Origin of the sequence: Cylindrospermum sp. FACHB-282, from assembly GCF_014697195.1 — a bacterium.
In the GTDB taxonomy this organism is placed as follows: domain Bacteria; phylum Cyanobacteriota; class Cyanobacteriia; order Cyanobacteriales; family Nostocaceae; genus Cylindrospermum.
The window spans coordinates 1-25,854 of the sequence record NZ_JACJRJ010000030.1 but is presented as its reverse complement, the minus strand read 5'-3'; the positions used below and the strand labels follow the sequence as shown (position 1 = coordinate 25,854).

The 25,854-nt window shown below is 39.0% G+C and carries 19 protein-coding genes and 2 pseudogenes; 10 read left to right on the top strand and 11 right to left on the bottom strand.

Features of this window, described 5'->3' with window-relative positions; translation table 11 throughout:
• Positions 1-89: 89 nt before the first annotated feature.
• On the bottom strand, positions 90-470 hold the full coding sequence (locus H6G32_RS16230) for a hypothetical protein (RefSeq protein ID WP_190460097.1): 381 nt from the start codon (positions 468-470) through the stop codon (positions 90-92).
• A gap of 252 nt (positions 471-722) precedes the next feature.
• Here H6G32_RS16230 and H6G32_RS16225 point away from each other — a divergent pair, with 252 nt between their 5' ends.
• Positions 723-1,781 (top strand): DMT family transporter, encoded by a 1,059-nt coding sequence (locus tag H6G32_RS16225; protein ID WP_190460095.1) that lies wholly within the window; start codon positions 723-725, stop codon positions 1,779-1,781.
• On the opposite strand, the gene H6G32_RS16220 is transcribed toward H6G32_RS16225, so the two are convergent.
• Both H6G32_RS16220 and H6G32_RS16215 read right to left on the bottom strand, forming a co-directional pair.
• Complete coding sequence (locus H6G32_RS16220; protein WP_190460093.1) at positions 1,778-2,281, bottom strand: GNAT family N-acetyltransferase; 504 nt, start codon at positions 2,279-2,281, stop codon at positions 1,778-1,780. The two genes, H6G32_RS16225 and H6G32_RS16220, sit on opposite strands and share 4 nt — an antisense overlap.
• A gap of 268 nt (positions 2,282-2,549) precedes the next feature.
• Positions 2,550-4,220, bottom strand: a complete 1,671-nt coding sequence (locus tag H6G32_RS16215; RefSeq protein ID WP_190460091.1) for a dipeptide ABC transporter ATP-binding protein — start codon at positions 4,218-4,220, stop codon at positions 2,550-2,552.
• A 562-nt stretch (positions 4,221-4,782) separates the two neighbouring features.
• On the opposite strand from H6G32_RS16215, the gene H6G32_RS16210 reads away from it, so the two are divergent.
• Positions 4,783-5,088, top strand: a complete 306-nt coding sequence (locus H6G32_RS16210; protein WP_190460089.1) for a hypothetical protein — start codon at positions 4,783-4,785, stop codon at positions 5,086-5,088.
• Between the two features lie 132 nt (positions 5,089-5,220).
• Here the strand turns inward: H6G32_RS16210 and H6G32_RS16205 are convergent, their stop codons facing one another.
• Positions 5,221-6,327: a response regulator gene (locus H6G32_RS16205; protein WP_190460087.1), complete on the bottom strand. Its 1,107-nt coding sequence runs from the start codon at positions 6,325-6,327 to the stop codon at positions 5,221-5,223.
• A 337-nt stretch (positions 6,328-6,664) separates the two neighbouring features.
• Positions 6,665-12,280, bottom strand: a complete 5,616-nt coding sequence (locus H6G32_RS16200; protein WP_190460085.1) for a hybrid sensor histidine kinase/response regulator — start codon at positions 12,278-12,280, stop codon at positions 6,665-6,667.
• Between the two features lie 217 nt (positions 12,281-12,497).
• Between H6G32_RS16200 and H6G32_RS16195 the strand changes: the two genes are divergently transcribed.
• From H6G32_RS16195 to H6G32_RS16185, 3 genes are all read left to right on the top strand, one after another.
• Positions 12,498-14,507, top strand: coding sequence for an EF-hand domain-containing protein (locus H6G32_RS16195; RefSeq protein WP_190460083.1), 2,010 nt, complete (start codon positions 12,498-12,500; stop codon positions 14,505-14,507).
• A 60-nt stretch (positions 14,508-14,567) separates the two neighbouring features.
• Positions 14,568-14,885, top strand: a complete 318-nt coding sequence (locus H6G32_RS16190; RefSeq protein WP_190460081.1) for a hypothetical protein — start codon at positions 14,568-14,570, stop codon at positions 14,883-14,885.
• A 131-nt stretch (positions 14,886-15,016) separates the two neighbouring features.
• Entirely contained in the window at positions 15,017-16,990 is a 1,974-nt protein-coding gene (locus tag H6G32_RS16185) for a pentapeptide repeat-containing protein (protein ID WP_190460078.1), read from the top strand.
• A 181-nt stretch (positions 16,991-17,171) separates the two neighbouring features.
• Here the strand turns inward: H6G32_RS16185 and H6G32_RS16180 are convergent, their stop codons facing one another.
• On the bottom strand, positions 17,172-17,585 hold the full coding sequence (locus tag H6G32_RS16180) for a heavy metal-responsive transcriptional regulator (protein ID WP_190460076.1): 414 nt from the start codon (positions 17,583-17,585) through the stop codon (positions 17,172-17,174).
• A 136-nt stretch (positions 17,586-17,721) separates the two neighbouring features.
• Between H6G32_RS16180 and H6G32_RS27430 the strand changes: the two are divergent.
• Positions 17,722-17,823, top strand: a pseudogene (locus H6G32_RS27430) (ATP-binding protein); the annotation flags it as partial.
• A 281-nt stretch (positions 17,824-18,104) separates the two neighbouring features.
• Here the strand turns inward: H6G32_RS27430 and patD are convergent.
• A complete protein-coding gene (gene patD, locus H6G32_RS16175; protein ID WP_190460074.1) occupies positions 18,105-18,458 on the bottom strand; it encodes a heterocyst frequency control protein PatD in 354 nt (117 codons plus the stop codon).
• 294 nt (positions 18,459-18,752) lie between these two features.
• Here patD and H6G32_RS16170 point away from each other — a divergent pair, with 294 nt between their 5' ends.
• Positions 18,753-21,023: a RelA/SpoT family protein gene (locus H6G32_RS16170; RefSeq protein ID WP_190460072.1), complete on the top strand. Its 2,271-nt coding sequence runs from the start codon at positions 18,753-18,755 to the stop codon at positions 21,021-21,023.
• Positions 21,024-21,231: 208 nt separating this feature from the next.
• Here H6G32_RS16170 and H6G32_RS16165 read toward each other — a convergent pair whose 3' ends face one another.
• Positions 21,232-21,648 carry a KTSC domain-containing protein gene (locus H6G32_RS16165; RefSeq protein WP_190460070.1) on the bottom strand — a complete coding sequence of 139 codons (417 nt, stop codon included), beginning with the start codon at positions 21,646-21,648 and terminating at the stop codon, positions 21,232-21,234.
• A gap of 89 nt (positions 21,649-21,737) precedes the next feature.
• A complete protein-coding gene (locus H6G32_RS16160; RefSeq protein WP_242046613.1) occupies positions 21,738-22,466 on the bottom strand; it encodes a chromophore lyase CpcT/CpeT in 729 nt (242 codons plus the stop codon).
• Positions 22,467-22,545: 79 nt separating this feature from the next.
• Between H6G32_RS16160 and H6G32_RS16155 the strand changes: the two genes are divergently transcribed.
• Positions 22,546-22,695, top strand: a complete 150-nt coding sequence (locus tag H6G32_RS16155) for a hypothetical protein (protein WP_190460066.1) — start codon at positions 22,546-22,548, stop codon at positions 22,693-22,695.
• 17 nt (positions 22,696-22,712) lie between these two features.
• Here H6G32_RS16155 and H6G32_RS16150 read toward each other — a convergent pair whose 3' ends face one another.
• Entirely contained in the window at positions 22,713-23,258 is a 546-nt protein-coding gene (locus H6G32_RS16150; protein ID WP_190460064.1) for a nucleotidyltransferase family protein, read from the bottom strand.
• A 181-nt stretch (positions 23,259-23,439) separates the two neighbouring features.
• Between H6G32_RS16150 and H6G32_RS16145 the strand changes: the two genes are divergently transcribed.
• Positions 23,440-24,708, top strand: a complete 1,269-nt coding sequence (locus tag H6G32_RS16145; protein WP_190460062.1) for an IS1096 element passenger TnpR family protein — start codon at positions 23,440-23,442, stop codon at positions 24,706-24,708.
• A gap of 270 nt (positions 24,709-24,978) precedes the next feature.
• Positions 24,979-25,368, top strand: a pseudogene (locus tag H6G32_RS16140) (ISAzo13-like element transposase-related protein); the annotation flags it as partial.
• 218 nt (positions 25,369-25,586) lie between these two features.
• Here the strand turns inward: H6G32_RS16140 and H6G32_RS16135 are convergent.
• Positions 25,587-25,739, bottom strand: a complete 153-nt coding sequence (locus tag H6G32_RS16135) for a hypothetical protein (protein ID WP_190460060.1) — start codon at positions 25,737-25,739, stop codon at positions 25,587-25,589.
• Positions 25,740-25,854 lie beyond the last annotated feature (115 nt).

Here is a 25,854-nt window from a genome sequence, read left to right as displayed (position 1 = left end):
CCCTGACCGGAGCCGTAGGCTCTATGAGAGAATTTTCAATTGGTATAACTTCTGCCCATCAACCCGCAGAAAAATGATTAAACGTGAAGTTACTTCACTTCACTGGCTTCAAACTTAGCCACCTTGCCTTTCTTAACCGCAATTACCACATCGTAAGTAGAGCAGTAAGAAATTGTCACATTATTGGCTTTGTTATAAAGGTTAACTACCATACCTGCACCACCAGGTTGGATGGCGAGTGGCTCAAGGTCACCAAAAAAGAAACGACGTAGCTCATCACCACTGCCAAACTGACCTTTATGCTTGATCAGCAAATCAATTTTTTGTTGAGTCGTCAAACCTGTAGCATCTTTCATTTCTGCGGCTGATGCTTGACCCAGTAAAGGATTGACTGGTTTAAGTGGAACATCCCAAACAGCCAATATACCAGCTAAAGCAACGCTTGTGAGCAGAGAAGAAGCGATTTTCATTTGTTTTTCCTGATCTGTTGACTTTCTTGACTGTCCACAGCATCCCATCGGCTACTGAAGCTGATATGAAACCAAGTTATGAATTGTCTGAATTTATCCCTTCAGAAAATTTACCTGGGACTCAGCAGATTCTCAGGAGATTGTGATCTCGTCATCTCTCAGCCTGTCTTCAGTGTTTTCTCATATCCACCTCGCCCTAAATTAATCAGAGAAGCCGAGTATAGTTGATAGTGTTTTTTTCGTGGTGTTATTGTGACCAGACCGAAAAGATGGCATCGTCTTATCCACAAAATTCCAGGTCAAACCTATCTCTGGCTAGCAATCCTGATTTTTGGAGCCTCTAGTGCAGTTACCCGCAAGCTGACACAAATCGGTGCCCAACATTTCATAGATGGTCGAAATCCAATTTCTCTGTGTAATGTTTTATTTGTAGGGAACCTTTGTGCCTTGATAGTTATGTTTCTGATCTATGGGCGACAGTGGAATAAAGGGACTTTGACGCAACTGTCAAGGAAAGATTGGTTCATGCTAACAACGGTAGCTATCTTGTCGGGAGCACTTGTCCCTGGCTTGATTTTCCAGGCATTAGCACTAACAGGGGTCAACAATATAATCTTGGTTGGACGCTTGGAACCCCCTTTGACTATGGCTTTATCTGTCTGGTTACTGCGGGAAAGGGTGAATCGTTGGGAAGTTGTGGGAGCGGGAGCGGCCTTTGTCGGCGTTACCCTAGCTATTCTCCTTCAGCCTCCAGGGGCAGGGATGATCAACATGGGAAGTTTAAGAGTCGGCACTGGGGAAGCAATGGCTGCCATTGCCGCCGTGGCTTCAGTAGCTTCGACGATTATTGTCAAAGAATGGCTTCCCCTTATTCCCGTGGGAATCTTCAGTATTTTTCGTACTGCTCTAGGAACTGTAATCTTTTTTTTCATTGCTTTAGTTCTCTATGGCAGTGACCATTTTGTAGATGTATTCTCACCTTTTCTATGGCAGTGGATGCTTGTTTATGGTGCCGTGATTGTGGTGCTAGGTCAGTCATTTTGGCTTAAGGGTTTGAGAGCTTCTACAGTGTCAGCGGCTTCCTTAGCTGGCTCGTTTACCCCAATCGTGGGTATCCTGGCAGCTTATTTGGTACTGGGGGAAGCTCCTACCCTAGCTCAATATATCGGCGGTAGCTTGATTTTGGTTGGTATATTCCTGAGCCAGGTTGGTATTTGGCTTGAGACAAATCATAGAGTTGCCTCTGGCAAGGTGAGTTCTAGACAAGCAGAACAAGAGGTAGAATCTGGTATGGGATTTAAGGGCATTTAATCAAGAGATTCAGTAACTCGTAGCCCCATAATAATTAAGTCCCGTTCAACACCGTCCAACTCTGCAATGTTGGGCAAGTGTCCCCAAGTTTTAAAACCAAATGTTTCAAACAGTTTTAAACTAGGTTGATTGTGGGCAAATATGAAGCTTACCAAAGTCTTTAAACCTAAATGAGGGCTTTCGTGAACTGCTAGCCCTAAAAGTTGTCGTCCCAAACCACGCCGATGAAAATTAGGGGAAATGTAAATACTAATTTCCGCAGTTTTATGATATGCTGGTCGCCCATAAAAGGATTGGAAACTCAGCCACCCAGCAATTACCCCTTCTACTTCAATGATCCACAGTGGACGTTGTAAAGGCGATCGCCCTTTAAACCAAGCAAGGCGACTTTCTACAGAAACTGGCTCTAAATCAGCGGTGGCCATGCGGCTAGGGATTGCAGCATTATAAATTGCCACAATTGCAGGTAAGTCAGTTTCAGTTGCATGGCGGATAATCATTGCTGCTATCTGGGCAAAATTCTTGCGAAAATATTCAAAAATAATACAGCGTTAACGCCAGCAATTCTATGACTCCCACCAAAACTAGTGCAAGGGTTTTATTAAAGTTATCCTTTCATTGGCGGTTCCTGATCCAAAATCCAAAATCTAAAATTGGCGTAATTAGTTATTTTTGAATTTTCAATTGTTTAACATTCGTCATTGCGTGGGCGTTCGCAATGACAAGTAATCATCCAGACATGATATTACCAAAAAAGTCAGGACTCAGTTAAGCCCTGGCTAATAAAGGTGCAGCAGCTAGTAGAGTTTTGGTGTAGGGATGTTGGGGATTGGTAAAAATCTCCTTTGTCTGACCAAGTTCAACAATTTTTCCACCATTCATTACGGCTATGCGATCGCACAAAAACCGCGCTAACCACAAATCATGAGTGATAAACAAATAAGTTAACTCAAATTCTGCCTTTAATTCCAACATCAAATCCAGTACTTGAGTCTGCACACTGGCATCTAACATACTCACGGGTTCATCACAAATCAGTAGTTTGGGATGAGTAATCAAAGCACGGGCGATCGCAACTCGTTGTTGTTGTCCACCAGACAAATCAGAAGGATAGCGCTGATAATAATCCTCTGGTGGTGTTAATCCCACTTTTTCCAGCATCCACAAAACCTGTTCTTTGGCCTGGGTAGTATTGGCAAGATTGTGGATAAATAAAGGATCAGCTATACTCTGTCCCACGGTCATTGCTGGATTCAAACAAGCATGGGGATCTTGAAATACCATTTGGATTTGTCGCCGTGATGAGCGAATTTCTTGGGGCGACAAACTGGTTAAATCCTGTCCTAAAAATTCGACTTTGCCGGCGGTGGGACGAATTAGCTGCAAGATTGTCCGCGACAGAGTACTCTTCCCACAACCAGATTCCCCAACTAAGCCGAGTATTTCCCCTGGATATAATTCCAAGTTTATCCCATCTACTGCTTTAATTGTTTGCTCTTTGGCTTTAAACAGGCGTTCAATAAAGTTAGGTTCTATGGTGTAGTGTTGCTTGAGTTCTGTGATTCGCAAAATTGGGGGTTGAGAATTAGGAATTGGGGATTGCTTTTTTTCCCCATTAGCAATTACCAATTCCCCATTATCCTCTACCGATTGAATGTGCAAAGCTGCTTTTAGGAGCGATCGCGTATATTCGTGTTGAGGATGCCCAAATATCGATTTTGCTGTCCCATTTTCCACCATCTTGCCTTTATACATCACCCCAAGGCGATCGCAATATTCCGCCACCATTGCCAAATCGTGGGAAATCAGCAGCAGTCCCATATTTTCTTCAGCACACAGTCGCGTTAATTCTTGTAAAATTTGTGCAGAGACGGTGACATCTAAGCTGGTGGTAGGTTCATCAGCCACAATTAATTTCGGGTTGATTAGTAAAGCTAAAGCGATCGCTACCCGTTGACGCATCCCACCGCTAAACTCGTGGGGGTACTGATTCCAGCGAGTCTCAGGAATTTTTACCTTTGCCAAAGTGGCGATCGCTTTTGATTTCGCTTCCTGCTTTGATAATTCCGGTGAGTGCGCTTGTAGAGTTTCTATACAATGGTTGCCAATAGTCATCAACGGATTAAGGCGTGTCATCGGATCTTGAAAAATTAATGCGATCGCCTCCCCGCGAAATTTCCGCAGCTGCAAAGGCGTCAAATCAAGCACCGATTGCCCTTGAAAGTTCACCCCTCCCTCAATCCGACTATTCAACGGTAGCAAGCGCATTACAGCCCTTCCTATAGTTGATTTACCACAACCCGACTCTCCCACCAATCCCATTCTTTCACCGGGTTGCAGAGAGAAAGACACATCATCCACTGCCCATACTAATTCTTCCCCACTACGTTGGGGATAGGCAACTCGCAGATTTTCAATACTAAATAAAGCTTCGCTCATACCTTTAATTATCAGCCCGTGCGCTACCAGCTTATATATATTGCAAATTTCAGTTAGTGTATCAGATTAGCCGTCATTAACTGTTTTGTGGGTATCATCGGTAATACCTACTAGAATACGGCGGAAATAAAGCTACCATTCAAAATAGACGAAAAGCAAAGCTCATAAGCTCTTTTAATTTTTAATTTAGAATTTTTAATTCCGCAGAGCATTACTAGCTGTATTTAGACAGGTCGAAGCCTATTTACAAAACTCAACATATTTGCAAGTTAGAGATAAATTGAAAACATATTCCAAAAACATTTTTTGTGCCATAATTGACTCGCGTTTTTGTGATTAACTGGAAAATTTCAGGCAACAGCCTGGGAGGCAATATCAGCTTGATCACATAGGCGAACTATATATAAACTACGAACACTCAATTTTCAAAACCTCAGTCAACGGTTCTTTTCTCTGCAATAGCACGGAGAAAGGTAGCTTGGCTTTGGGCACAGTGCTACGAGTTTAAATCACACTTGGGCTACATCGTAAATCTACTCATTAAATTACACACAAAGGACAAATGACCCATTTAAAGAGCTTCCAAAAACTAACAGCAATTGCCAATGAACACGGAATTATTTGCCAGCCAGCACAAAACGAATGCTTAATTGCCACTCTACCTGGATACGATGATTTCATATTAGCTTTTACTTGGTCTGGCGCAATTGAGGGACAGTCATCAGAGCATGAATTAATTGCCATTAGCATCCAGGATATTGCTAAACAAGTTACCGTTGCCGCTTGGCAGATTCCTACTTATTTATTCAGCAGTGTACTTAGACAAGCCCAAATGCTGGTAAAAGCGCACTTAGAATTTATTTCTTAATATCTTCCCACCACTGTAATGTTATTCCGTACCCTGCCGAATCTTGCTACAGTGGGGGATATTAAACAGACTCACCACATTACAATACCATAGCCCTGTATTTCAAAGGCTATAGAATGTGTTTCTTGATAGTTAAGAAAGAGGGCGTCCAGTAATCGAACAGCCATCTCCAAACTTAACAATAGTAAAGTTATACAATTTTTGAATTTCACCATTTTTATAGTAAAACTTTTTCTCCATTGGTTTTCCTGTCTGAACTACACGTACTAATGTATCAAACAATTCTGGATTAAGCTGATTAACCAAGTTCTTCACCCCTGACATACCTGTAAGCGTTTCTCGTTTTTCTCCAAATAATTTAGCAAAAACGGGATTAACCACTAGATAGATAAAGTCATCAATTTCTCCATTAATTGTATTTCTCACCGCTTGTATAGCTGCAATGCCATCCACGGAGTTGTTCAACAAACTAGCCAATAAAGCACGAGATTGATAAAGAATTTCTGCGGTTTGCTGATGTTGCTCAATTGCCTGCCGCAGTTCAAGCTTTTGTTTTTGGATTGTTATTTGAGTTTGAATGCGAGCGATTACTTCTTCTGGATGAAAAGGTTTAGTGATGTAATCAACTCCCCCAACTTGGAAAGCTTTAATTTTATCAATAACTTCATCGAGTGCGCTGAGGAAAATTACAGGTATTTCTGAAACTAATTTATTATTTTTTATAGCTTTGCAGACTTCATAACCATCAATATCTGGCATTTTAATATCCAGTAAAATAACATCTGGCGGGTTATTAGTAGCTGTTCTTAATGCCATAGTGCCATTAGTGACACTGCGGACTTTGTATCCACGCTTAATCAAAATTTCCGTTAAAAACCGCAAATTTTCTACCAAATCGTCAACAATTAAAACATTAGCTTTATGAGTTTCAATTGGTTCAGAATCAATTTTTTCTATTTGATTAAGAGCATGATTATCTGTGGTAATTTGTTTCTCCAATAAATAGCGAAAATTACTTTTAGTAATTTTCATTTCCATTGCATTAGAAATGCGCTTCCATAGCAGAGAAGCTAAATCTTTAATATATCCTACGCTCAAGTACAAGCTGTCAGAAATATTATTATAAGGCTGGTTTTCCCAAGCAGCTTTTAAAATCTGTTTTTCTGGATCAGTTAATTCCTTTCCAGTCTTATCTTTAAGGATAGATTCTACCAATAATAATGCTTTTTCAAAGTTCATGGTAAACTGTACGAGGCTAAAAATTTTTAATCTTTATATTTTATGCCTCTTCAGTCCCTGTTATGCCAAACTATTAGTTAAACACCAAAATTGTGCTTTGAAATGCCGTTTAAAACCCTCAAAGCAACTAAAAACTGAAAAATGTTAGGAATAACGCCAATTACCCAGTATTGGCAGGGATTTTAAGATTTAGTTGTGCGATTTTAGATACTACGTACTGAAGAGCCTATTTAATACTTTGTTTGCGGTACCCACAGGTAATTTTAAAATTAATTATGTCCCTGAACAAGTAAAGAAAGGTTTGATTAATAAACAATCTTCATTAATTGCCAAAAAATTATTCTGTTAAATCAAGAATTTTTTCAAACTCAAACTTATTTACCCAACTTCTAAGTATCTGAATTGTTGATCCGTGAACTTCCGAAATATCATCAATCATTTGATTAACTAATTCTGAGTCAGCATCAAGAGCCGCTGTATGCAATTGTACGAGCCATTCTTTTGGCATAGTTGTCAGAAATTCGCTTAAATTAAACGGCTCTATAGGCAAATCAATAACTTGAATAAGTGAGTTTTCTTTTTCATAAATATAACTAACTTCTAAATATTTAGCGATCATTTCAAAAATAACTTTTTCTTGAAATGGCTTGCGAACAAAATTATCACAGCCAGATGACAAAACCACCACTTTCTGTTCTTCTAAAACACTGGCAGTAATAGCAATTATAGCTGTTGCTTGACCTTTAGTTGTGCTTTTAATGCGTTTAGTTGCTTCATAACCATCCATAACTGGCATTCGCATATCCATCCAGATAAGATGGGGTTCCCACGCTTCCCAAATTTCAATTGCTTCTTGACCATTAATTGCTTCTCGCAACTCAAAATCTAAGCGTCCGAGAATTTTAAGTAGCAATTGACGATTGTATTCATGATCGTCAACAACTAACATTCGATATTGCGGTTGATTGGGAGCTAAACCAATAACGCGAATAATTTGGGATTTATTCTCAACTTCATCGCTATCAATAACTTTGGGTATAATGTCAAATATAAATGTTGTGCTAGAGGTAGGTAGAGCAGTTATCTCGTCTTTCGGTTTATGTGCGATCGCTAATTTTTTATCTGGTGTAAAAGATTTGCCACCACTGATTACAGTTATTTCACCTCCCATTAAATTAATAAATTGTCGGCTGATAGTTAAACCCAATCCTGTTCCTTCTTGTACTTGTTGGCTTGAAGAGGTTTGTCCAAAGGGTTTGAATAATTTTTCTAGTTCGTTAGGAGCAATACCAAGACCTGTATCTGAAACTTCAAATATAATTTGACATTGGGAATCTAGAGACGTTTTAACTTTAACAGATACACTCCCTTCAAAAGTAAATTTAATGGCATTATTCAGCAAATTAATTAGCACTTGCCGCAGCTTAAGTTGATCTGTACAAATATATTGAGGAACATCTTCAGCGCGCTCAAATATTAACTGTAACCCTTGTTCTTTAGCTTTTAAAGAAAAGATATTTTCCACATCAGCTAGTAAGTAATAAAAGTCAAAATTACTTTCATTAAGAGTCATTCGTCCAGCTTCAATTTTGGAGAGATCAAGTACTTGGTTAATTAGATTTAACAGATGCTCTCCACTGCGATTAATAATACTAAGATTTTCTTTTTCTTCATAAGAAAGATTAGCATTACTCCTCATTAAGTTAGAAAATCCTAAGATTACATTCAGAGGCGTTCGCAATTCGTGGCTCATGTTAGCGAGAAACGAGCTTTTAGCATGGTTAGCTGCTTCAGATTCTTGTTTAGCTATTTCTAATTCAGCAGTACGTTCTTTAACTTTTTCTTCTAATTTATTGTAAATACGAGCATTTTCAATCGAAATAGCAGCCTGAGATGAGAGTAACTTTAATATTTCTACCCTGTCGGGAATAAAAGCTTTTACAGTCAGATTATTTTCTAGATAAAGTATGCTAATTAGTTTACCTTGATTAAGGATAGGAATACATAAAACTGATTTTAGTTGCCGTTGGATGATATAAGCATCATTAGCAAAATTTGTTTCAGTTCTAGCATCGTCAACTAACAGGATTTCTTGGGTGTGTGCTACATAGTTAATGATGCTGGCAGGTATTTCTTCTGAGGCTATGGCTACTGATGGCAGCAAATTTACTATCATTTGTTTTGTCTGCGTCCCTGTTTCTGACAGAGCATTGACGGGCGTAGCTATCGCCTCTAAAGTTAAATTACCCTCATCGTGCAAGATAAGTGCCCCTTTCGAGGCTCCGGCATTTTCAATAGCTACTTGCATTAAAGTAGAAAGCAAACTTTCTAAATTGATTTCTTTTGACATAGCTTGAGAAGCTGCAATCACCGTTGCTAAGTCTAAAGCTTCTGAACCTCTTGTTGAGTTAGAAATAGCATTACCCGTAGTGATTTTACTAACTTTACCCTTGGTATCAGAGTTAGTTTGTTCACTAGATTGAATATGAGCGAGTAAATGAGCATAGCGGTTTTCTAAATCTTTTACTTTCGCTAATGCACCCCAGCGAAAGTAGGCATAATAAGCCTCAGCAAGGTAGACTTTAGCAATTTTTTCTTTCCCCCATGCTAGATAAAATTTAGCCGCTAGTTCGTTAGCCAGAGCCTCTTCGTTTAGGTACTCATTTTCTTTAGCTTCGGCAATAGCTTTGTCATAATATTCCATTGCTTGAAGATTTTCACCAATAACTCGATGCTGCTCTGCCTTCACTAGATCAAATTTGTGCAAATAATTCATAGGAGCATGATGCGCCCACATCCCCATCTTTACTAAATTAGCTTCTACCTTTTCCAGAATATTTTTTTGTTCGTCTTCTGAACTATCAGAATATATCGCCAGCCTAGCTAGAGAATCGTAAAAATGAAAAATTGGAACAATTATTGTAGATGTGACACCACCTAAATATTTTTCCGCATTTTCCGCATTTTCAATTGCTCTAAAATAATTATTAAACAAATAATTTAACATCATCTGAGTAGAATATACTTGGCAAGATGCAGTTTTGTGATTAACTTCTATTTGGTGGTTATAAACGATCACTTTTGTATTGTCATCTGGTTCATTTAGCTCGGTTAATGTGATGACAGCGTACTCATATATTTGAAGCTTCTCTAAAGTGGCTTTTTGTTTCAGTTGAGTGAGAACTTCACCATAGTTAGCCATCTCTTGCCGAACTTGCGACAGTTCCTTACCAATAAAAAATAAAGTGTTGCAGTATAAGTAAGCAGACAGAGCAGCAAATTGTAAATCTCCAGTTTCTAAACCATTAGTGTAAGCATCCAAAAATAATTTTAACGTCTCTTTGAGATGCTCTTTCCAATGTTTTGTCCATACACAAACGTAAAAAATAGTTTTGGTTTTAATTTCTTGACTTTTTAACCTATCCAACAGATTTAAAGCTAGTTGACCAAACCGATAGCCAGCATCAATTTCTCCTAATCTGCCGCAGAGGATTAATCCATAATTGGTATAGGCGATCGCTGATTCTAAAGCATTCCCATATTGAGCAGTAGAAGCTAAAGCTTTACGTCCGGCAATTAAATTTAATTGAGCAATTTCATCTCGCTCAGTTTGGTTTTTTAGTAATTCCAGCCCATAATTTAATTGATTGACAATATCAAAAATTCTTTTTTCTCGTTTTTGTTCGGAAATATTAGTTAAAAGTAATTGCCCAATTCTTAAGTGTATAGACTGCTTTTGAGCTTCTGGAATCAAGAAATATGCAGCTTGCTGCACTCGATCATGTCCAAACTTGTAATGCATTTGTTGTAAGTTTTGACTCTTGAATTCTAATATTTCAGAATCTTTTAAAAAATCAGTTTTGCTTTGATTAACTACTAAGCTTTCTTGTAATGCACTCATCAACACAGCAGCTATTTCATCCCTTGATAGCTCATAGACAATTGCTAAAGTATTCAAATCAAAACAATTGCCAATGCAATCTGCTATTTTTAGAATTTCCTGGGTATTTACGGGCAGTTTTTGCAACTGAGTTGCCATAAACTCCACAACATTGTCACTGGTATAAAGGGCTTTAATTTCGGTAATATTGTATTGCCAGATTCCCTTATTTTTTTTGTATATAAAGTAAATCAAGGCTTGTTCATAAAGAGATTTAAGTAACTGAGTTGCAAAAAATGGATTACCTTTACTTTTATTAAATACAACTTCTGTTAAAGGCTGCACTGCTTTTTTTGAACAATTTAATGTATCAGCAATCAAGGAATTAAAAGCGGATTTCTTTAGAGGAATTAGAGTAATTTTGTCAACTAAAACATTATCTTTTTTAAGTTCATGCCATGTCAGCATTAAAGGATGGCTCGCAGAAACTTCGTTATCCCGATATGCAGCAATTAATAATAAATAACTTGGATCTTTTTCGCTCATTAACAGTTCCAGCAACTTCAGAGAAACTGTATCTGCCCACTGCAAGTCATCTAAAAAAATCACTAAAGGATGCTCTTTTGTAGCAAAGACCTGAAGAAGTTTTTTAAACAGCAGATATAAGCGATTTTGTCCAATATTACCTGCTAATTCTGGTACATCAGGTTGATTGCCAATCAAAAGTTCTAATTCAGGAATAAAATCAATAAGCACTTTAGCTTGTGTACCCAAAGCTGTTAATATTTTTATTCTCCATGTCTCGACTTGAATAGAGCTTTCACCAAATAGTTGTCGCATTAAATTCTGCAATGCTTGTACCCAAGCCAAAAAGGGAATATCCCGCTGAAATTGGTCAAATTTGCCTTTGACGAAGTAACCCCTTTGATGCACTATTGCCTTGTAGACTTCATTAACAACTGCTGTTTTACCAATGCCTGAAAATCCTGCTACCAAAATCAATTCGATTTGGGATTTGGGATTTTGAATAATGCTAAATGCCCCTAGGTTAGAGGATTGGTTAGTTGCTTCTACCTCCGCGCATCCTCTCCCTGATACTCGGTTAAATGCAGCTAACAGGGTAGCTACTTCGGTTTCTCTGCCGTAGAGTTTTTCTGGAATGACAAAGTGGAAGTCAATATCATTTTGAGCTAATTTGAAGTGAGTAATACTACCTTTTTCTAAAAGTTTTTCTCGACACTTCTCTAAGTCTATTCGTAGCCCAAAAGCTGTTTGATACCGTTGTTCAGGTGTTTTTGCCATCAGTTTCAGGACAATACCACTTAACACCTTTCCAATCCCTGGATTAATTACTATTGGGGAAATTGGCATCCTGGCAATGTGACAGTGAACTAATTCCATTGCCTCGTTACTTTGGAAGGGTAGTTGTCCGGTGAGTAATTCGTAAAAAGTTACACCTAGAGAATAAAAATCAGTACGATAGTCAATTCCCCGATTTATTCGTCCTGTTTGTTCTGGGGACATATAAGCAGTAGTCCCTTCAAACATATTGGAATTAATAATTTCTTGCTTCTCTCTGGGTAAAAGGGAGGAAATACAAAAATCAATAATTTTTATCTGTTTGGATTCTAGATTAATTAAAATATTCTGAGGCTTAATATCTTTATGAATAATGCAGTTTTGGTGTATGGCTTCTAGAGCCTGAACAATCTGAATGGCAATAGGTAAAAATTCATTTAAGTTTAAAGTATTGGGAAAAAAAGAGCTTTCAGTTTGATTGTTAGCAACCATATAATCTGATAGAGAAATGCCCCCAAAATCTTCTAAGACTAATAGATAACTATTGCGGTAGTTTTCTAAGCTTAGGTGTTTGACTATTCCTGGTAAATTGAGATTTTTAGCAATAGTGTACTGACGGCGAAATTGCATCAGTTGACTTAGGGTGGGATATTCTGTTTTGAGGAGTTTAAGAATTACACTTTGTTGGTTGGATGCAGATACGGCTCGATACACCTGGCTGCGGGAACCAGAGTAAAGCTGTTGAGTAATTCGATAATTGGGAATTGTGAGCATAATGGTAACTTTAGAAAAGTATTTTATAACGAACCGACTTTTCCGACTTCAACTTCCGACTTTTCTGACTTGATTTTATATTAACAAACAAGCTTTGATACTAGTGAAAGTTAATTATGCTACTTAATCATCTTGAAAGTGGTCTGTGTTAACTGAATTACAGAATAAGAAGTTGACACATTTATTTCATTAATTTGATCCTGTAAAATCTCAAGATATGGAAACGCCAAGAATTATTTTAAAGGAATTGCGACAAGTTTTTACCAAAATTGCCGGAGAAGACAAACAAATTGATCAGACAGAATTTAAAAAAGCTTTAGGGTTGAAAGACGAATATTTTGCCGACAGACTGTTTTCTATATTTGATGCCGATAGCACGGGCAAGATTGAAATAGAAGAATTTTTAACAACTGTAGAAAATCTGTTTTTTGCCACCACAGAACAAAAACTAAAATTTGCCTATCAATTGCATGATATCAACGGAGATGATTGCATTGACAAAGCAGAAATAGCTCATTTGATTACTGCCAGCCTCAATGAAAATAATCTCAGTTTCAAACCGGAACAAATTAACGATTTAGTCGATATATTGTTTCTAGAAGCTGACAGTGACAACAGCGGTGAAGTTTCTTTTGTAGAATTTAAAGGTCTAATAGGCAAATTTCCTGATTTAATTGAAGCGATGACAGTTAGTCCTGTTAGCTGGCTCAGACCTCACAAGCAAGACTCTCAAGGAGTCACTACTCCAGAAAAAAAACGTTCAAAAAAGGCTTACATCAAGCATTACATTCAAAATAATTGGGTCAAAATTGCTTTTTTATCCCTCTATATTGCTATCAATTTGTTTCTTTTCTTCGGGGCAGTTGAACGATATGCAAATTTAGGGGCAAATGTATATATTCAAATTGCCAGAGGTTGTGGTGCAACACTTAACTTCAATGGGGCGCTGATTCTCATCCCCATGCTACGGCATTTTATGACTTGGCTTCGCAAAAGTAGTCTTAACGACTATTTACCCATAGACGAAAGCATCGAGTTTCACAAGCTGGTAGGCCAAGTTATGTTTGCGTTGGCAGTTGTGCATACGCTGGCACATTTTCTTAATTACACCACCTTGCCTATTGCCTTCACTCAAAGTTTATTTGGGACAAAAGCTGGTTTATCGGGATTTTTATTACTGCTAGTTTTCACAATTATGTGGGTAACGGCGCAAGCACCTATACGACAAGGAGGGAAATTTGCGCTTTTTTATATAGCTCACATGGGGTACGGACTATGGTTTATTCTGGCGTTAATTCATGGGCCAGTTTTTTGGCAGTGGGTGTTATTGCCTGTGCTAGGATTTGTGATTGAATTAGTTATCCGTTGGCGGGCAACAAAACAAGCAACTTTTGTGGTTAATGCCTCTTTACTCCCCTCTAAAGTTTTAGGTTTACAAGTTCAACGTCCAGCATCTTTCAACTATCAACCAGGGGATTACTTATTTATTAAATGCCCCAGTATTTCCAAATTTGAATGGCATCCATTCACAATTAGCAGCGCCCCTGAAACACCAGATGTCTTATCTTTACATATACGCGCGGCAGGCAGTTGGACTGGAAAGTTATATCAACTTTTTCGAGAGCAGAGGGAAGAATGGATACGTTCAAGTAGTTCTCAACATGAGCAGGGAGTGCCAGTTTATCTAGATGGCCCCTATGGTACACCAAGTACACATATTTTTGAATCTAAATATGCTGTGCTAATCGGTGCTGGTATTGGTGTGACTCCCTTTGCTTCTATCTTGAAAAGTATTTTGTACCGTAATCAACATCATTCTTCTAACATAAATTTGAAGAAGGTACATTTTTACTGGTTAAATCGAGAACAAAACGCCTTTGAATGGTTTGTTGAACTGTTATCACAAATCGAAGTTGAAGACACTAACAACCTCTTTGATATAAACTTATATCTAACAGGCGCACAGCAAAAGTCAGATATGAAGTCTAGCACCCTCTTTGTGGCGATGGATTTGATGCATTCTAAGACACAGGTTGATTTAATCACAGGTTTAAAGAGTCGGACACAAACTGGCCGTCCAGACTGGGATAATATTTTCAGTGACTTAGCAAAACAACACGCACCCAATAAGGTTGATGTATTTTTCTGTGGGCCTCCTGGACTCTCAACACAGTTAAAGGGTCTCTGCACAAAATATGGATTTGGCTATAGAAAAGAAAACTTCTAGCCAAAATTATGGATATGACTCCATCTTCATAATGATGAAATACTTGTAAATTAGGAAAAAATGAAATTAGATAAGTTTGTTCTCGCAGAAAATATGGCTTTTCTGATATCTATTCCCCCGGAAAGCAATCTAGCTAAATTACTTGCTTTTTGCCTGACTACAAAGGCTAGGGGAAATACTACAGGAACAAAAATATTGGAGATGACTTATGAGTTAATGGAAAATCCATCTAAGTTGCCTTATTGGACTCAAGATATTATGGGACATGATTTAGATTACACTACTGAGGAGTGGAAAGCACTTGGAGAAATGGGAATTAAGGATGCTAATGAGTTTATGTCTATTCTCTGGCAGGAATTAGAAAGTTTGAGTTTGTAATTGTTTTTTTAAATTATATGACAGGGATTTGAATATTTCATAAATCTGTAAACAGTATTCATCATATTTAGAAATAATCAATATCCCTGTTTAAAAACCTCAACCATTTATTATTTAAATTCCAGAAAAATATGTCTTTAAATGTTGAAATTTTAGAGCAAAGTTTTGAAAAAGTTAAACCACGGGCTAATGAATTTGCAGCCAGCTTCTATGAGAATTTGTTTAAAGCTCACCCAGAGGTGAAACCGCTATTTACCAGTACTGATATGGTAAATCAACAGAAAAAGTTGTTAAATTCCCTGGTTTTGGTAGTAGAAAATCTCCACAACCCAGAAGCTTTAGTACCAGTTCTCAACGCTCTAGGAGCTAGACACGTCAGCTATGGAGCTATTCCCGAATATTATGGGCCAGTGGGGGAAGCTCTGCTGGTGACATTTGAGCAGTATCTGCAAGAAGATTGGACTCCTGAAGTTGAAAAAGCTTGGCTAGATGCTTTTACAGCTATTACCACTTTGATGTTAAAAGGTGCAGGTGTGGATAATGCACCAACAAAAGTTAAGGTAGAGATAGCAGAAAGTTCAGAACAACAAGCGGCTAAAAACCCAATTGAACAAAAATTAGAAGAAATTGAACAAGTAGAACCAGCCGAGCAAATATTAATAGAAATATTAGAAGAAGAATCTTCAGACTTACCTGTAGAGTTACTAGAAAGCAGTTTTGAAAAAGTTAAACCACGGGCTAATGAATTTGCAGCCAGCTTCTATGAGAATTTGTTTAAAGCTCACCCAGAGGTGAAACCGCTATTTACCAGTACTGATATGGTAAATCAACAGAAAAAGTTGTTAAATTCCCTGGTTTTGGTAGTAGAAAATCTCCGCAACCCAGAAGCTTTAGTACCAGTTCTCAACGCTCTAGGAGCTAGACACGTCGGCTATGGAGCTATTCCCAAATATTATGGACCAGTGGGGGAAGCTCTGCTGGTGACGTTTGAGCAGTATCTGCAAGAAGATTGGACTCCTGAAGTTGAAAAAGCTTGGCTAGATGCTTTTACAGCTATTACCACTTTGATGTTAAAAGGTGCGAAGAAAGAATCTTCACCTAAAGTTGTCAAAGCTGAGAAACCTAGTATTTTACCAAAACCTTTAACTTTAGCGAAACCTTCAAGATTAAAAGCCAAAAATAAAAAAAAATCTCAGCTATTTCAGCCTCCAGAAAACAAAAAGAAGAAAGCTTTTATATCGATTCAGTTAGGTAGTAGTTTTTTAAAAAAAGTTATCAATAATTTTACCGCTAATTATCAGCGATTTCAAACCAAAATATCAGAACAGCCATTAAGTGAAGTCCTCACACAAGTTCCTAAGAAACTTATTAACGCTTTCTGGATAGCACCAACATGGTTAGTCGCTATAGTTTCGGCTGTTATCTTTGCGGTAGTTCTTTTAAATGTCGATGAGAAATCTTTATTAGCAAAGACGTTGGGTGCTGCTGACAGTATCAGTCTGGTAGTTGGGCTAGTTCTATTCATTAAGGAAGCTCCAGATCGCAGAAAGCAATTTCATTATCAAGCCTGGAGTACGGTTGATACAGCGCACAATGTTAAAGTTAGTTATGCCAGAATTTTGGCCCTGCAAGATTTGAATGAAGATGGTGTTTCTCTGAGAGGTTTGGATGCTCCTGGTGCGGAGTTAGTAGATATTAAGCTCTCCCATGCCAATCTCAGTAAAGCTAATTTGACGGAATGCGATTTGAGTAATGCTAATTTGAGCTATGCCAATTTAGATAATGCTAATCTCAGCCAGGTTAAACTTAGTGGTGCAGATTTAAGTCATGCAAAACTGGGTTTTGCTCGCTTGAGTCAGGCTAATCTTAATAGTGCCAAGCTCAGAGGCGCTAATTTGATTTGTGCAGATTTGAGTCATGCCAACCTGAGTGGTGCAGATTTGAGAGATGCTATTTTGAGTGGTGCTAACCTGGGGGGAGCTTACCTAACTGGTGCTAATCTCAAAAACGCTAAAGTGAGCGATTATGAACTAAGTAGTGCTTTCTTGGAAGGTGCGATTATGCCTGATGGCTCACAATATAAATCATCAGCTAGCGATCGCTAAAGTTATGGATTGCCAAAAGCCGTGAACTAAAGTGCCGGCTGAAAGCAGAAACCAGTGAAAACTGGTTAAGACCTGAGCTTAGTTAGCTGTCTTCTAAGTTCAGTTTTCAGCTAGATTTTTATATAAATTTAACTAGATTTTTTGTTTTCCAATTTAGAGACTTACCTTGAAATATCTCTATTTAATCATGCTCAATAATTGGACAAATAGTCGGATTAGAATTCTCATATTTTATTTCCCAGCTTGACAGTAATCCCTGCAATTGTTGTCTTAAAATAAATAATTGCTGAATTTGCTCATCAATGGCTTTTACCTTATCTTCTAGCTTGGTTTTTATATGTTTACAAGGTAATTCACCTCTATCATGAACAGTTAAAAAATCCTTAATCTCGGACAAACTTAAGCCTAAGCTTTGAGCGCGTTTAATAAAGTGCAGTCGCTCCAGAACATCAGAGTTAAATAATCTAAATCCACCTTCAGTCCTTCCAGATGATTTGAGTAGACCAAGTTCTTCATAGTAACGAATAGTTTTAATCGGTACGCCGCTTTCTTTGGCAACTACACCAATCTGTTTTGATTGTTCTTGCGCTAACATTACTTAACTAACCCCCCAGGGAGATATAGCTGTTTATCTTATACTAAACTCTCCATATAACTGGAGAGTCAAGCATGGAAAGTATTATTGCTGTGAAGTTGACTTTACTACTAAGCATTCCCTAGGCGATCGCAACTTAGACCGCAGTGACCATTATGCTGTGATTCAGGTTCAAGATACGGGCATTGGGATTCCCCAGCAGGATCTGACTCGGATTTTGGATCGCTTCTATCGAGTGATATGTATAGCTTTGTCTAGAAAATTATCAGCTTAGGGCTAGCTCTTTACCCATTTAAAATGCTATATCGTCGCTCCCATCAATAACATTAAAATCGGAACCTACGCCAATACTCAAAAAAGCCAGAGATTCTTATCAGTATCAATAAGCAATGGCTCACCCTAACCTGTTTCCATATTCCTCCTGCCAGAGGATGGCAAGGATTGAAACTTGTTGTTAAAATTACTTTCCACCGTCGGCCACAAGTGGGATAATGGAAAAACCAGACAAAAAGGAGAGTGTCATTTTTCCCCGTTTTCTTCTTGTTGCAGGATAGCAGCACAGTATTGGATGAGAGTTGTCAGGCGTGAGCTAATTGTCTGAAGTCTTGCTTTTGCTGTCGATGCCTGTCGCGCCCCTTGGAGAAACATCACATCTACTTCCAACAGGCGCAGTTGCTTGCTAATCTCCGTCCGAAAAGACTGCACCCGCGAATCTGCATCAGTCAAAGACACAATTTCCTGCCTAAAAAATTCCTGCAATTCAGCTAGGCGTTGCCGTAGTTCGGGGGCATCTAATTGAGTTGTAGTGGCATCAGCCTGTAATTGTTCCAGCAAGGTTGCTAATACCTGATATTTATGACGATTTTGAGACATCCAGTCCTATTTGAGATAGTGTTAATCGCAAGAGAATCTTCTTTTAAAATAAACCTTCTTCACTTATAGATGAAAGCTATAAGCCTCAAGTCATAATTTGAGGCTAGATTTACTACTATATGGATTTTTTGCATTATGATCTTTGATACCCACGATGGATGATTACCATAGGCAATTAGGGAATCATCTACACACTGTTATTTCTACCAGGCTCTAGGCAACAGCATCTTCTTTTAGCGATGCTGTCAATTTCGTCTATCTCTCACCTACCCACAAGATTACTTGTTCCATCGTATGAGCAGCTTACTTATCAATTCCTCTGTTGATGTCTCCCTTCCGGCATGGCTAAAAAAATGTTTGAAGGAATCATCAACAAATAGCAGCGAAGTGGAAGAAGACCGAAGGCATAGCGATAGCGCTTTGATTTGTCGCGCGTTTCAATTTGCTTATCAACTGCATCAGGGTCAATACCGGAAATCGGGAGAACCATACATTGGTCATCCTGTAGCTGTAGCAGGCTTGCTGCGCGACTTGGGAGGTAGTCCTGCTATGATAGCAGCTGGGTTTCTCCATGATGTAGTAGAAGATACAGAAGTTACAATTGACCAAATAGAAGAACGCTTTGGCCCAGAAGTACGCCAATTGGTAGAAGGTGTCACCAAGCTTTCTAAAATCAATTTCAAAAGCAAAACCGAAAGCCAAGCAGAAAACTTCCGGCGGATGTTTTTGGCCATGGCCAAAGATATTCGGGTAATCGTGGTGAAGTTGGCAGATCGTTTGCATAATATGCGAACCTTACAATTCATGCCAGAGGAAAAGCGCCGCCCCATTGCTCAAGAAACGCGAGATATATTTGCTCCTTTAGCTAATCGTTTAGGAATTTGGCAGATTAAATGGGAATTGGAAGATTTAGCCTTTAAGTATTTGGAACCAGAAGCTTTCCGCGAAATTCAAACCCATGTTTCGGAAAAACGGGCGGCCAGGGAAGAGAAATTAGCTAAACTTACAGAAATTTTGCGGCAGCGATTGCAGCAAGCGGGAGTTCGCTGTCTGGAGATTAGTGGCCGTCCCAAACACCTTTATGGCATTTACCAAAAAATGCAACGGCAGCAAAAAGAATTTCACGAAATTTACGATTTGGCGGCGCTGCGAATTATTGTTCAGACTAATGAGGAATGTTATCGTGCTTTGGCCGTGGTTCACGATGCTTTTCGCCCGATTCCTGGCAGGTTTAAAGACTATATTGGACTGCCAAAACCTAACCGTTACCAATCGTTGCATACTGGGGTAATTGGACTGACTGGCCGACCTTTGGAGGTGCAAATTAGAACTCAGGAAATGCATCATGTTGCCGAGTATGGGATTGCTGCACATTGGAAATATAAAGAGTCAGGCAGTTCTAACAATAGCCAGTTGACGGGGTCAGAAGAGAAGTTTGCTTGGCTGCGGCAACTGCTGGAGTGGCAAAGTGATTTAAAAGATGCTCAGGAATACTTAGATAGCGTTAAAGACAATTTATTTGAAGATGATGTTTATGTCTTCACCCCTACGGGGGATGTTGTTCCTTTAAGCCCCGGTTCTACGACTATAGATTTTGCTTATCGCATTCATACTGAAGTCGGCAACCACTGTGCAGGGGCACGGGTGAATGAGCGGATGGTACCTTTGTCAACGCGGTTGCAAAATGGCGATAGTGTCGAGATTATTACCCTCAAGAACGGCCATCCTAGTTTGGATTGGTTGAACTTTGTGCGGACTTCAGCGGCAAAATATCGCATTAAACAATGGTACAAGCGATCGCGCCGGGAAGAAAATGTAGCCAGGGGGCGAGAATTATTAGAAAAAGAACTTGGTAAAACAGGTTTTGAGAGCCTGCTGAAGTCAGACGCGATGCACACTGTCGCTGAAAAGTGCAACTATCACAGTGTAGAAGACTTACTGGCGGGTTTAGGTTACGGAGAAATTACCCTCAACTTAGTCTTAAATCGTTGGCGCGAAGTAGTGAAGGGACAACAACCAGTTGCTGAGGTTCTCCAATTTCTTCCTAAAGAGTCAACCTCTACAAAAGCTTTACGGGATGCACCTAATACTACAACTCGTGCTAGTGATTCACCCATTATTGGCGTAGAGGGCTTGGTTTATCACATAGCTGGATGTTGTACCCCCATTCCTGGAGAACCGATTATTGGTGTAGTCACGCGGGGGCGGGGAATTTCCATCCACCGCCAAGGTTGTCAAAATGTGGAGAGTGTGGAATGTGAGCGCCTAGTACCAGTTAGATGGAACTCTGTCACCGAAAATAGCAGTCGTCCTCACACTTACCCGATAAATATTCAAATTGAAGCCCTTGACCGTGTGGGGGTTTTAAAAGATATATTATCGCGGTTGAGTGACCAAGGAATCAATGTGCGCCATGCTCAGGTAAAAACTGCTATTGGTCAACCAGCGTTAATGGACTTAGGAATTGATATTCGCGATCGCCCGCAATTAGAACAGGTGTTCACCCAAATCAAGAAAATGAGCGACATTCTAAATATCCGCCGCGTTGGTCAGCTTGAGGAGTAATTAGAGCAGTTTCCTATTTTTGTGGCTTTTGTGGCTGGGGTGCGTTAACTTGCTGTAGCGCACCAATGAATTATGGTGATTTTAATAAACCTGCGACAATGACATCATCTACTTTTCTAGACTTTGTCATTGCCTTCCATAAAGATACAACTCTGTTAAACCTGAATTCATCTGTCTAATGGTATATTTTCTTCCTGAGCAATAATCGCTAATCTGGATTATCTACCCGCTCGCAGTCAAATATACCTTTGATTTCTTGATTAAAGAATCTACCAATTGAATCTGCTGAATGCAAGTCTTCCCACGTTTGGGCATCTACTTCCGAATATTGATAGACTGCACCACTTTGAAACTCAACTTGCAAGATTTGTTCGTGGCTATTATAACCTACAGCAAAAGCCATTGATGAGCTAACTGGTAGCATGGCAATTGGTTCTTCTACAGCAGGAAGTGCAACAGATTCAGCAATCATCTCATTTAGATGTTCTAATCCTTCGTAAGCTTGCACTGGCGCGGGAATTTCCATCAGTTCCAATTCGTCGCCTCTGTCGAGCAATAACTGCAAATGTCCGTCAGAATGGGCAATCGCTAATAAACTGCTCAAGTCTACCTTAGATAGCTTCATCTCAAACCTCTCCAGTTATGGGATTAAATTTTGATGCCATTCCTTTTATAGTATAAATGTACTACAAAGGGAAGAATTTGTCAAGCTTTTTACTTAGGGCCAATTCTTAATTCATAGTTCTTTCTGGTGCCATTTTTCTGAGATTGCTTTGCCAGACTCCAGATACCAACAGCCAGAAGTCCTAATGCTAAAGATGGTTCATCAACTTGGCGAAATTGGATCGGAGTGCTTACCAGTAATCTACCTTGGGGACTGAAAATCTGGTCTAACGAGTCAATTTTCCCTTTTGAGATGGTTACTTGGGAAACTACCTTACCGCCCGTACTTGTTAAGCAGCCATTGGGAGCATTATTTCCAATATAGGCAGTTGGTTGCCAAATAAGTTCTAGGTTACAGCTTGTTACCGCCAGATTATTCAGGCTGATGATTCGTTCCAATTCAGGATGGTTGCAGAGTCCCCGGAAAACATCTGCGTTGAGAAAGTTATAAATGCTAAGTTTAACTACCGAATCACCTTTGCTGAATGAGTATAAACGCAAACGCTCAAAAGCGGTACTTTTTTGTTCTAGATAAACATTCTGTGTATCAACAGCAAAGTTGGTATTTTCCAATTGCACATTACAGTTAGACATTGTGATTAGTGGTACAGAAGAGTTACTAGCCACTTGCCCTTCATTGTCAAAGGAACCAGTAAACCACTGTGCTAGATCCTGTACCTGTGTCTCCAGTGAGGGCGCAACAGCAAGGTTTCTACTACCTTGGGCAAAGGTTAAGGTAGAGAGGATAATTGTTAGAATAGATATTCTTAGGTTATTCATTCTCAAGCTCATGAAAAAATAAAAACATGGGCTAATCTGAAGAAATCAGCCCATCGTCTTTATACTACTTAGTTACTTAATGCAAAATCAATCAGTTGGTTTGCAGGGTTTAGGTAGGCATCAGTACAAAGTCGTCTGGCGATGGGCTACACCCTGCGAGAAGCGATCGCTAGGTGCTAAGGTACATTTCGCCATGACCTTTGGTAGAACTTATCAAGGTGCTAAGTGAAAAACTATAAAATTTTCTCACTCAGCAAATACCAACCGCAAACAAGGACACTTTTGCAGAAACCCAGAAGCCTTTTTGTCAGCAGCTGGGTTATAAGTATGGGCTGGTGTAGGTCGAATCACACCACCAAACAAGTCATCTAACCCATAGGGAGCGAAAAATTCCCATTGACCTTGTGTATCCAGCCGCACACCTACAGCCGTAGCAGTGTGCAGCCAATCTTTAATCCCATCCTCTGTACTAGAATAGGTTCTGCGACCAGCACGCCAACGCGCAAAACTGGCTTGATTTTTCACATCAAACAGATAGTCAGGAAATTTGGCTGTGAGAGTTGCCTTTGCTGCTAGTTCCTGGGAACGATTCCCAGCATCATCAAAGAATGCAATATCCAAGTCGTTGATAAATAACCCACATTCCTGTCCAAACATGGAATGCCAAACTGTATTTCGCACCGCACCCCCAGCTAACCACCAGTTGGGTAAATTGAGTGGGGCAATTTCCGGTAATACAGTGCCAATAAGTGAATCAGCCAGAAGCATCTGTAAACGCGTGTTACTATTCATATTAAATACAAGTAATTTTCTACCACAAAATAAAAATATTACAACTCACCTTGCAACAAGTTGAATCAATCACCTCTGGCAACGGGCGGGTCTATATTTAATATGAAGCAGTTTTGAAGTCATAGTATAAATAGCATAGGGTTACACATAAGATAAAATTTTGAATTTTGAATTTTGAATTATGGAAGACTTATTTGCACGGTTAGAAAACATCCTCAAACCCGAACTACCAGCCCTTACAGAGTTACAACAACAACTGTTGCAAGAACTCAGCATCAATGAAAATCAACCCGGTACAATTCTGCAAGACTTTCAAACCCTGATAGATTTCTTGCAGCCAAAAGGGGTAGAAGTTAGTAGTGTCAATAACCTGCTGCCGATGAAAGTACTATCAGAACTCAATTCTCGATTGAGTCACCCCATTGAAATTCTACTCAAACGCCCCGTACAGAAATCATACCCCTACATTAACGGACTTTATCTCTTATTACGCAGTTCCGGCATAGCCCAAGTTAAACACCAAGGTAAGAAGCCAAGCCTAGTCTTAGATACAGATGTTTTGGCATCTTGGTCAAACCTCAACCCAACAGAACGATATTTCAACCTCTTAGAGGCCTGGTTAATTTGGGGAAATAACGAAATTTTGGGTGAACGCAGTGACTCCTTCGGCAATTTATTTAAGTGTATTCAGTGTTGGAAACGTATCCCAGATAAAGGTGCAAAATTTGCTAAATATGAAGATCAGCATGAGATTGGTTCTTTCTCTGGACTACATAACGTTGCTTTATTAGAATTATTTGGCTTCCTCTCTATTAAACAGGGAAAACCCCAAGCTGGTAAAGGATGGCGTATTACCAGTTTACAACGCTTACCCTTGGGCGATGCTATATTGCCATTAATATTACAGATAGCGCTCCAAGAAGGATTAGAAGATGATATAAATGTAATGTTTGGGCAATGGCAGTCACAATTCCAATTATTTTTTCCTGAATGGCAGCATAATTTAATTATTCCCCGTCAAGAGTTTATCGATGGGATTTATATTTTTAAAGTATCTATAGCTAAAGCTTGGCGGCGTATTTCCATACCAGCCAAAAAGCCATTAAGCTGGTTAGCTGAAATGATTCTTGATGCTTTTGACTTTGACTATGATCACCTTTATCAGTTTAGTTGTAAAGACTATTTTGGTCGCACCATTACAATTGGTCATCCCTATATGGAAGATCCCCCATTTGCGGATCAAGTCAAGATTGGTGATTTGCCTCTAGAACCAGGTGGAATAATGACTTATCTTTATGATTTTGGTGACAACTGGCGATTTGATGTGCAATTAGAAGCAATTAATTCACCTGATAGCAAAAACAAAAAAGCCAAGATTTTAGAAATTCATGGAGAAGCACCCCAGCAGTATGGGAGTGAAGATGATGAATGGGAAGACGATGAGGAGTAATTAAAATTCCCCGAACTTTAAATTAGAGCAATGATGATAAAAAAAGTATTATTTTAATCATTGATTTACTCTATAGCAATCTTATTTAATTTGTGTATCTCTTACGGAAGCCGTAAGCATAACGGAAATTTTTTAACAACCCGCTCCAGAGGCAGACAAAAAAGAGATGTGATGCCTACAGCACGCTGGGTAAACACATCTTATTTAGGATTAGTTTTGCTGGAAGCGAACATCTTTAAAATTCCCCTTTTGTAGTAAATTCAATGTTGGCGATTCCCTGAAATTAAAACTCTTGTTCTCAATCAAGATAATGGGCCAGAGAATCATTCTCGACGCACCCAGTTCATGAAACGTATAGTCGAATTTGCTCATGAATACCAACTAAATATACGTTTAGCTTACTATCCACCATATCACAGTAAATATAATCCAATAGAAAGAACTTGGGCCGTATTAGAAAACTATTGGAATGGTAGTATTTTAGATGAACTTGAAACAGCTTTAAGTTTTGCTAAAAATATGACATGGAATGGTAAAAATCCAGTTGTTAAGTTAGTTACTCAAACTTACTGTACAGGAGTAAAACTGACAAAAAAAGCCATGTCTGAAATTGAGAAACAAAACGAAGTGTCCCCAGTTCGTCGGCGCTACACGAGTTAATGGGGTAAGATATGGTCTGCTAAATCCCAATTTTTAGGTTAAAGTCAATTTTTTTCGTAAACATAGTCTGAGCAATATTTACAGACGAAGCGTGGCGGTAAAATGCGATTTGGCTACTTTTACAAGAAACAGACGGAAGTTTGAAAGCCCCGGAGGAACAGGCGCACAGCGCCATACTCCGTACTTCAGACCGGGGATGAAAAACGACTCGGTAGGCTTTAGCCTACCTGTAATATATCTGCAATTTCAGGTAGAGTATCAAGCAATTCCTCTACAACTTGGGTAATAGTTTTATCTTTTTTTGCAGCATACAACCGCAGTTTATTCATTCTGCGTTCGGTAATTCTAATGTGTAATTCTTTTTTTGTCATATATGACACAATGACGACACACTTATGTTAGCATACAGGTAAGGAGGCAAAACAAATGTATGGATGCCAGCAAAATTTAATTAATCCAAATGAAGAGTTAAAAGCAGTACTTGAG

Excerpts from the sequence above, each read along its gene's own strand:
- H6G32_RS16190 (WP_190460081.1), top strand. The coding sequence starts at position 14,568 with ATGAAATTAGATAAGTTTGTTCTCGCAGAAAATATGGCTTTTCTGATA.
- H6G32_RS16150 (WP_190460064.1), bottom strand. The coding sequence starts at position 23,258 with ATGAATAGTAACACGCGTTTACAGATGCTTCTGGCTGATTCACTTATT.
- H6G32_RS16155 (WP_190460066.1), top strand. The coding sequence starts at position 22,546 with ATGCAAAATCAATCAGTTGGTTTGCAGGGTTTAGGTAGGCATCAGTAC.
- H6G32_RS16195 (WP_190460083.1), top strand. The coding sequence starts at position 12,498 with ATGGAAACGCCAAGAATTATTTTAAAGGAATTGCGACAAGTTTTTACC.
- H6G32_RS16210 (WP_190460089.1), top strand. The coding sequence starts at position 4,783 with ATGACCCATTTAAAGAGCTTCCAAAAACTAACAGCAATTGCCAATGAA.
- H6G32_RS16200 (WP_190460085.1), bottom strand. The coding sequence starts at position 12,280 with ATGCTCACAATTCCCAATTATCGAATTACTCAACAGCTTTACTCTGGT.
- H6G32_RS16170 (WP_190460072.1), top strand. The coding sequence starts at position 18,753 with ATGAGCAGCTTACTTATCAATTCCTCTGTTGATGTCTCCCTTCCGGCA.
- H6G32_RS16160 (WP_242046613.1), bottom strand. The coding sequence starts at position 22,466 with ATGAATAACCTAAGAATATCTATTCTAACAATTATCCTCTCTACCTTA.
- patD (WP_190460074.1), bottom strand. The coding sequence starts at position 18,458 with ATGTCTCAAAATCGTCATAAATATCAGGTATTAGCAACCTTGCTGGAA.
- H6G32_RS16185 (WP_190460078.1), top strand. The coding sequence starts at position 15,017 with ATGTCTTTAAATGTTGAAATTTTAGAGCAAAGTTTTGAAAAAGTTAAA.
- H6G32_RS16205 (WP_190460087.1), bottom strand. The coding sequence starts at position 6,327 with ATGAACTTTGAAAAAGCATTATTATTGGTAGAATCTATCCTTAAAGAT.
- H6G32_RS16220 (WP_190460093.1), bottom strand. The coding sequence starts at position 2,281 with ATGATTATCCGCCATGCAACTGAAACTGACTTACCTGCAATTGTGGCA.
- H6G32_RS16145 (WP_190460062.1), top strand. The coding sequence starts at position 23,440 with ATGGAAGACTTATTTGCACGGTTAGAAAACATCCTCAAACCCGAACTA.
- H6G32_RS16165 (WP_190460070.1), bottom strand. The coding sequence starts at position 21,648 with ATGAAGCTATCTAAGGTAGACTTGAGCAGTTTATTAGCGATTGCCCAT.
- H6G32_RS16135 (WP_190460060.1), bottom strand. The coding sequence starts at position 25,739 with ATGACAAAAAAAGAATTACACATTAGAATTACCGAACGCAGAATGAAT.
- H6G32_RS16215 (WP_190460091.1), bottom strand. The coding sequence starts at position 4,220 with ATGAGCGAAGCTTTATTTAGTATTGAAAATCTGCGAGTTGCCTATCCC.
- H6G32_RS16180 (WP_190460076.1), bottom strand. The coding sequence starts at position 17,585 with ATGTTAGCGCAAGAACAATCAAAACAGATTGGTGTAGTTGCCAAAGAA.
- H6G32_RS16230 (WP_190460097.1), bottom strand. The coding sequence starts at position 470 with ATGAAAATCGCTTCTTCTCTGCTCACAAGCGTTGCTTTAGCTGGTATA.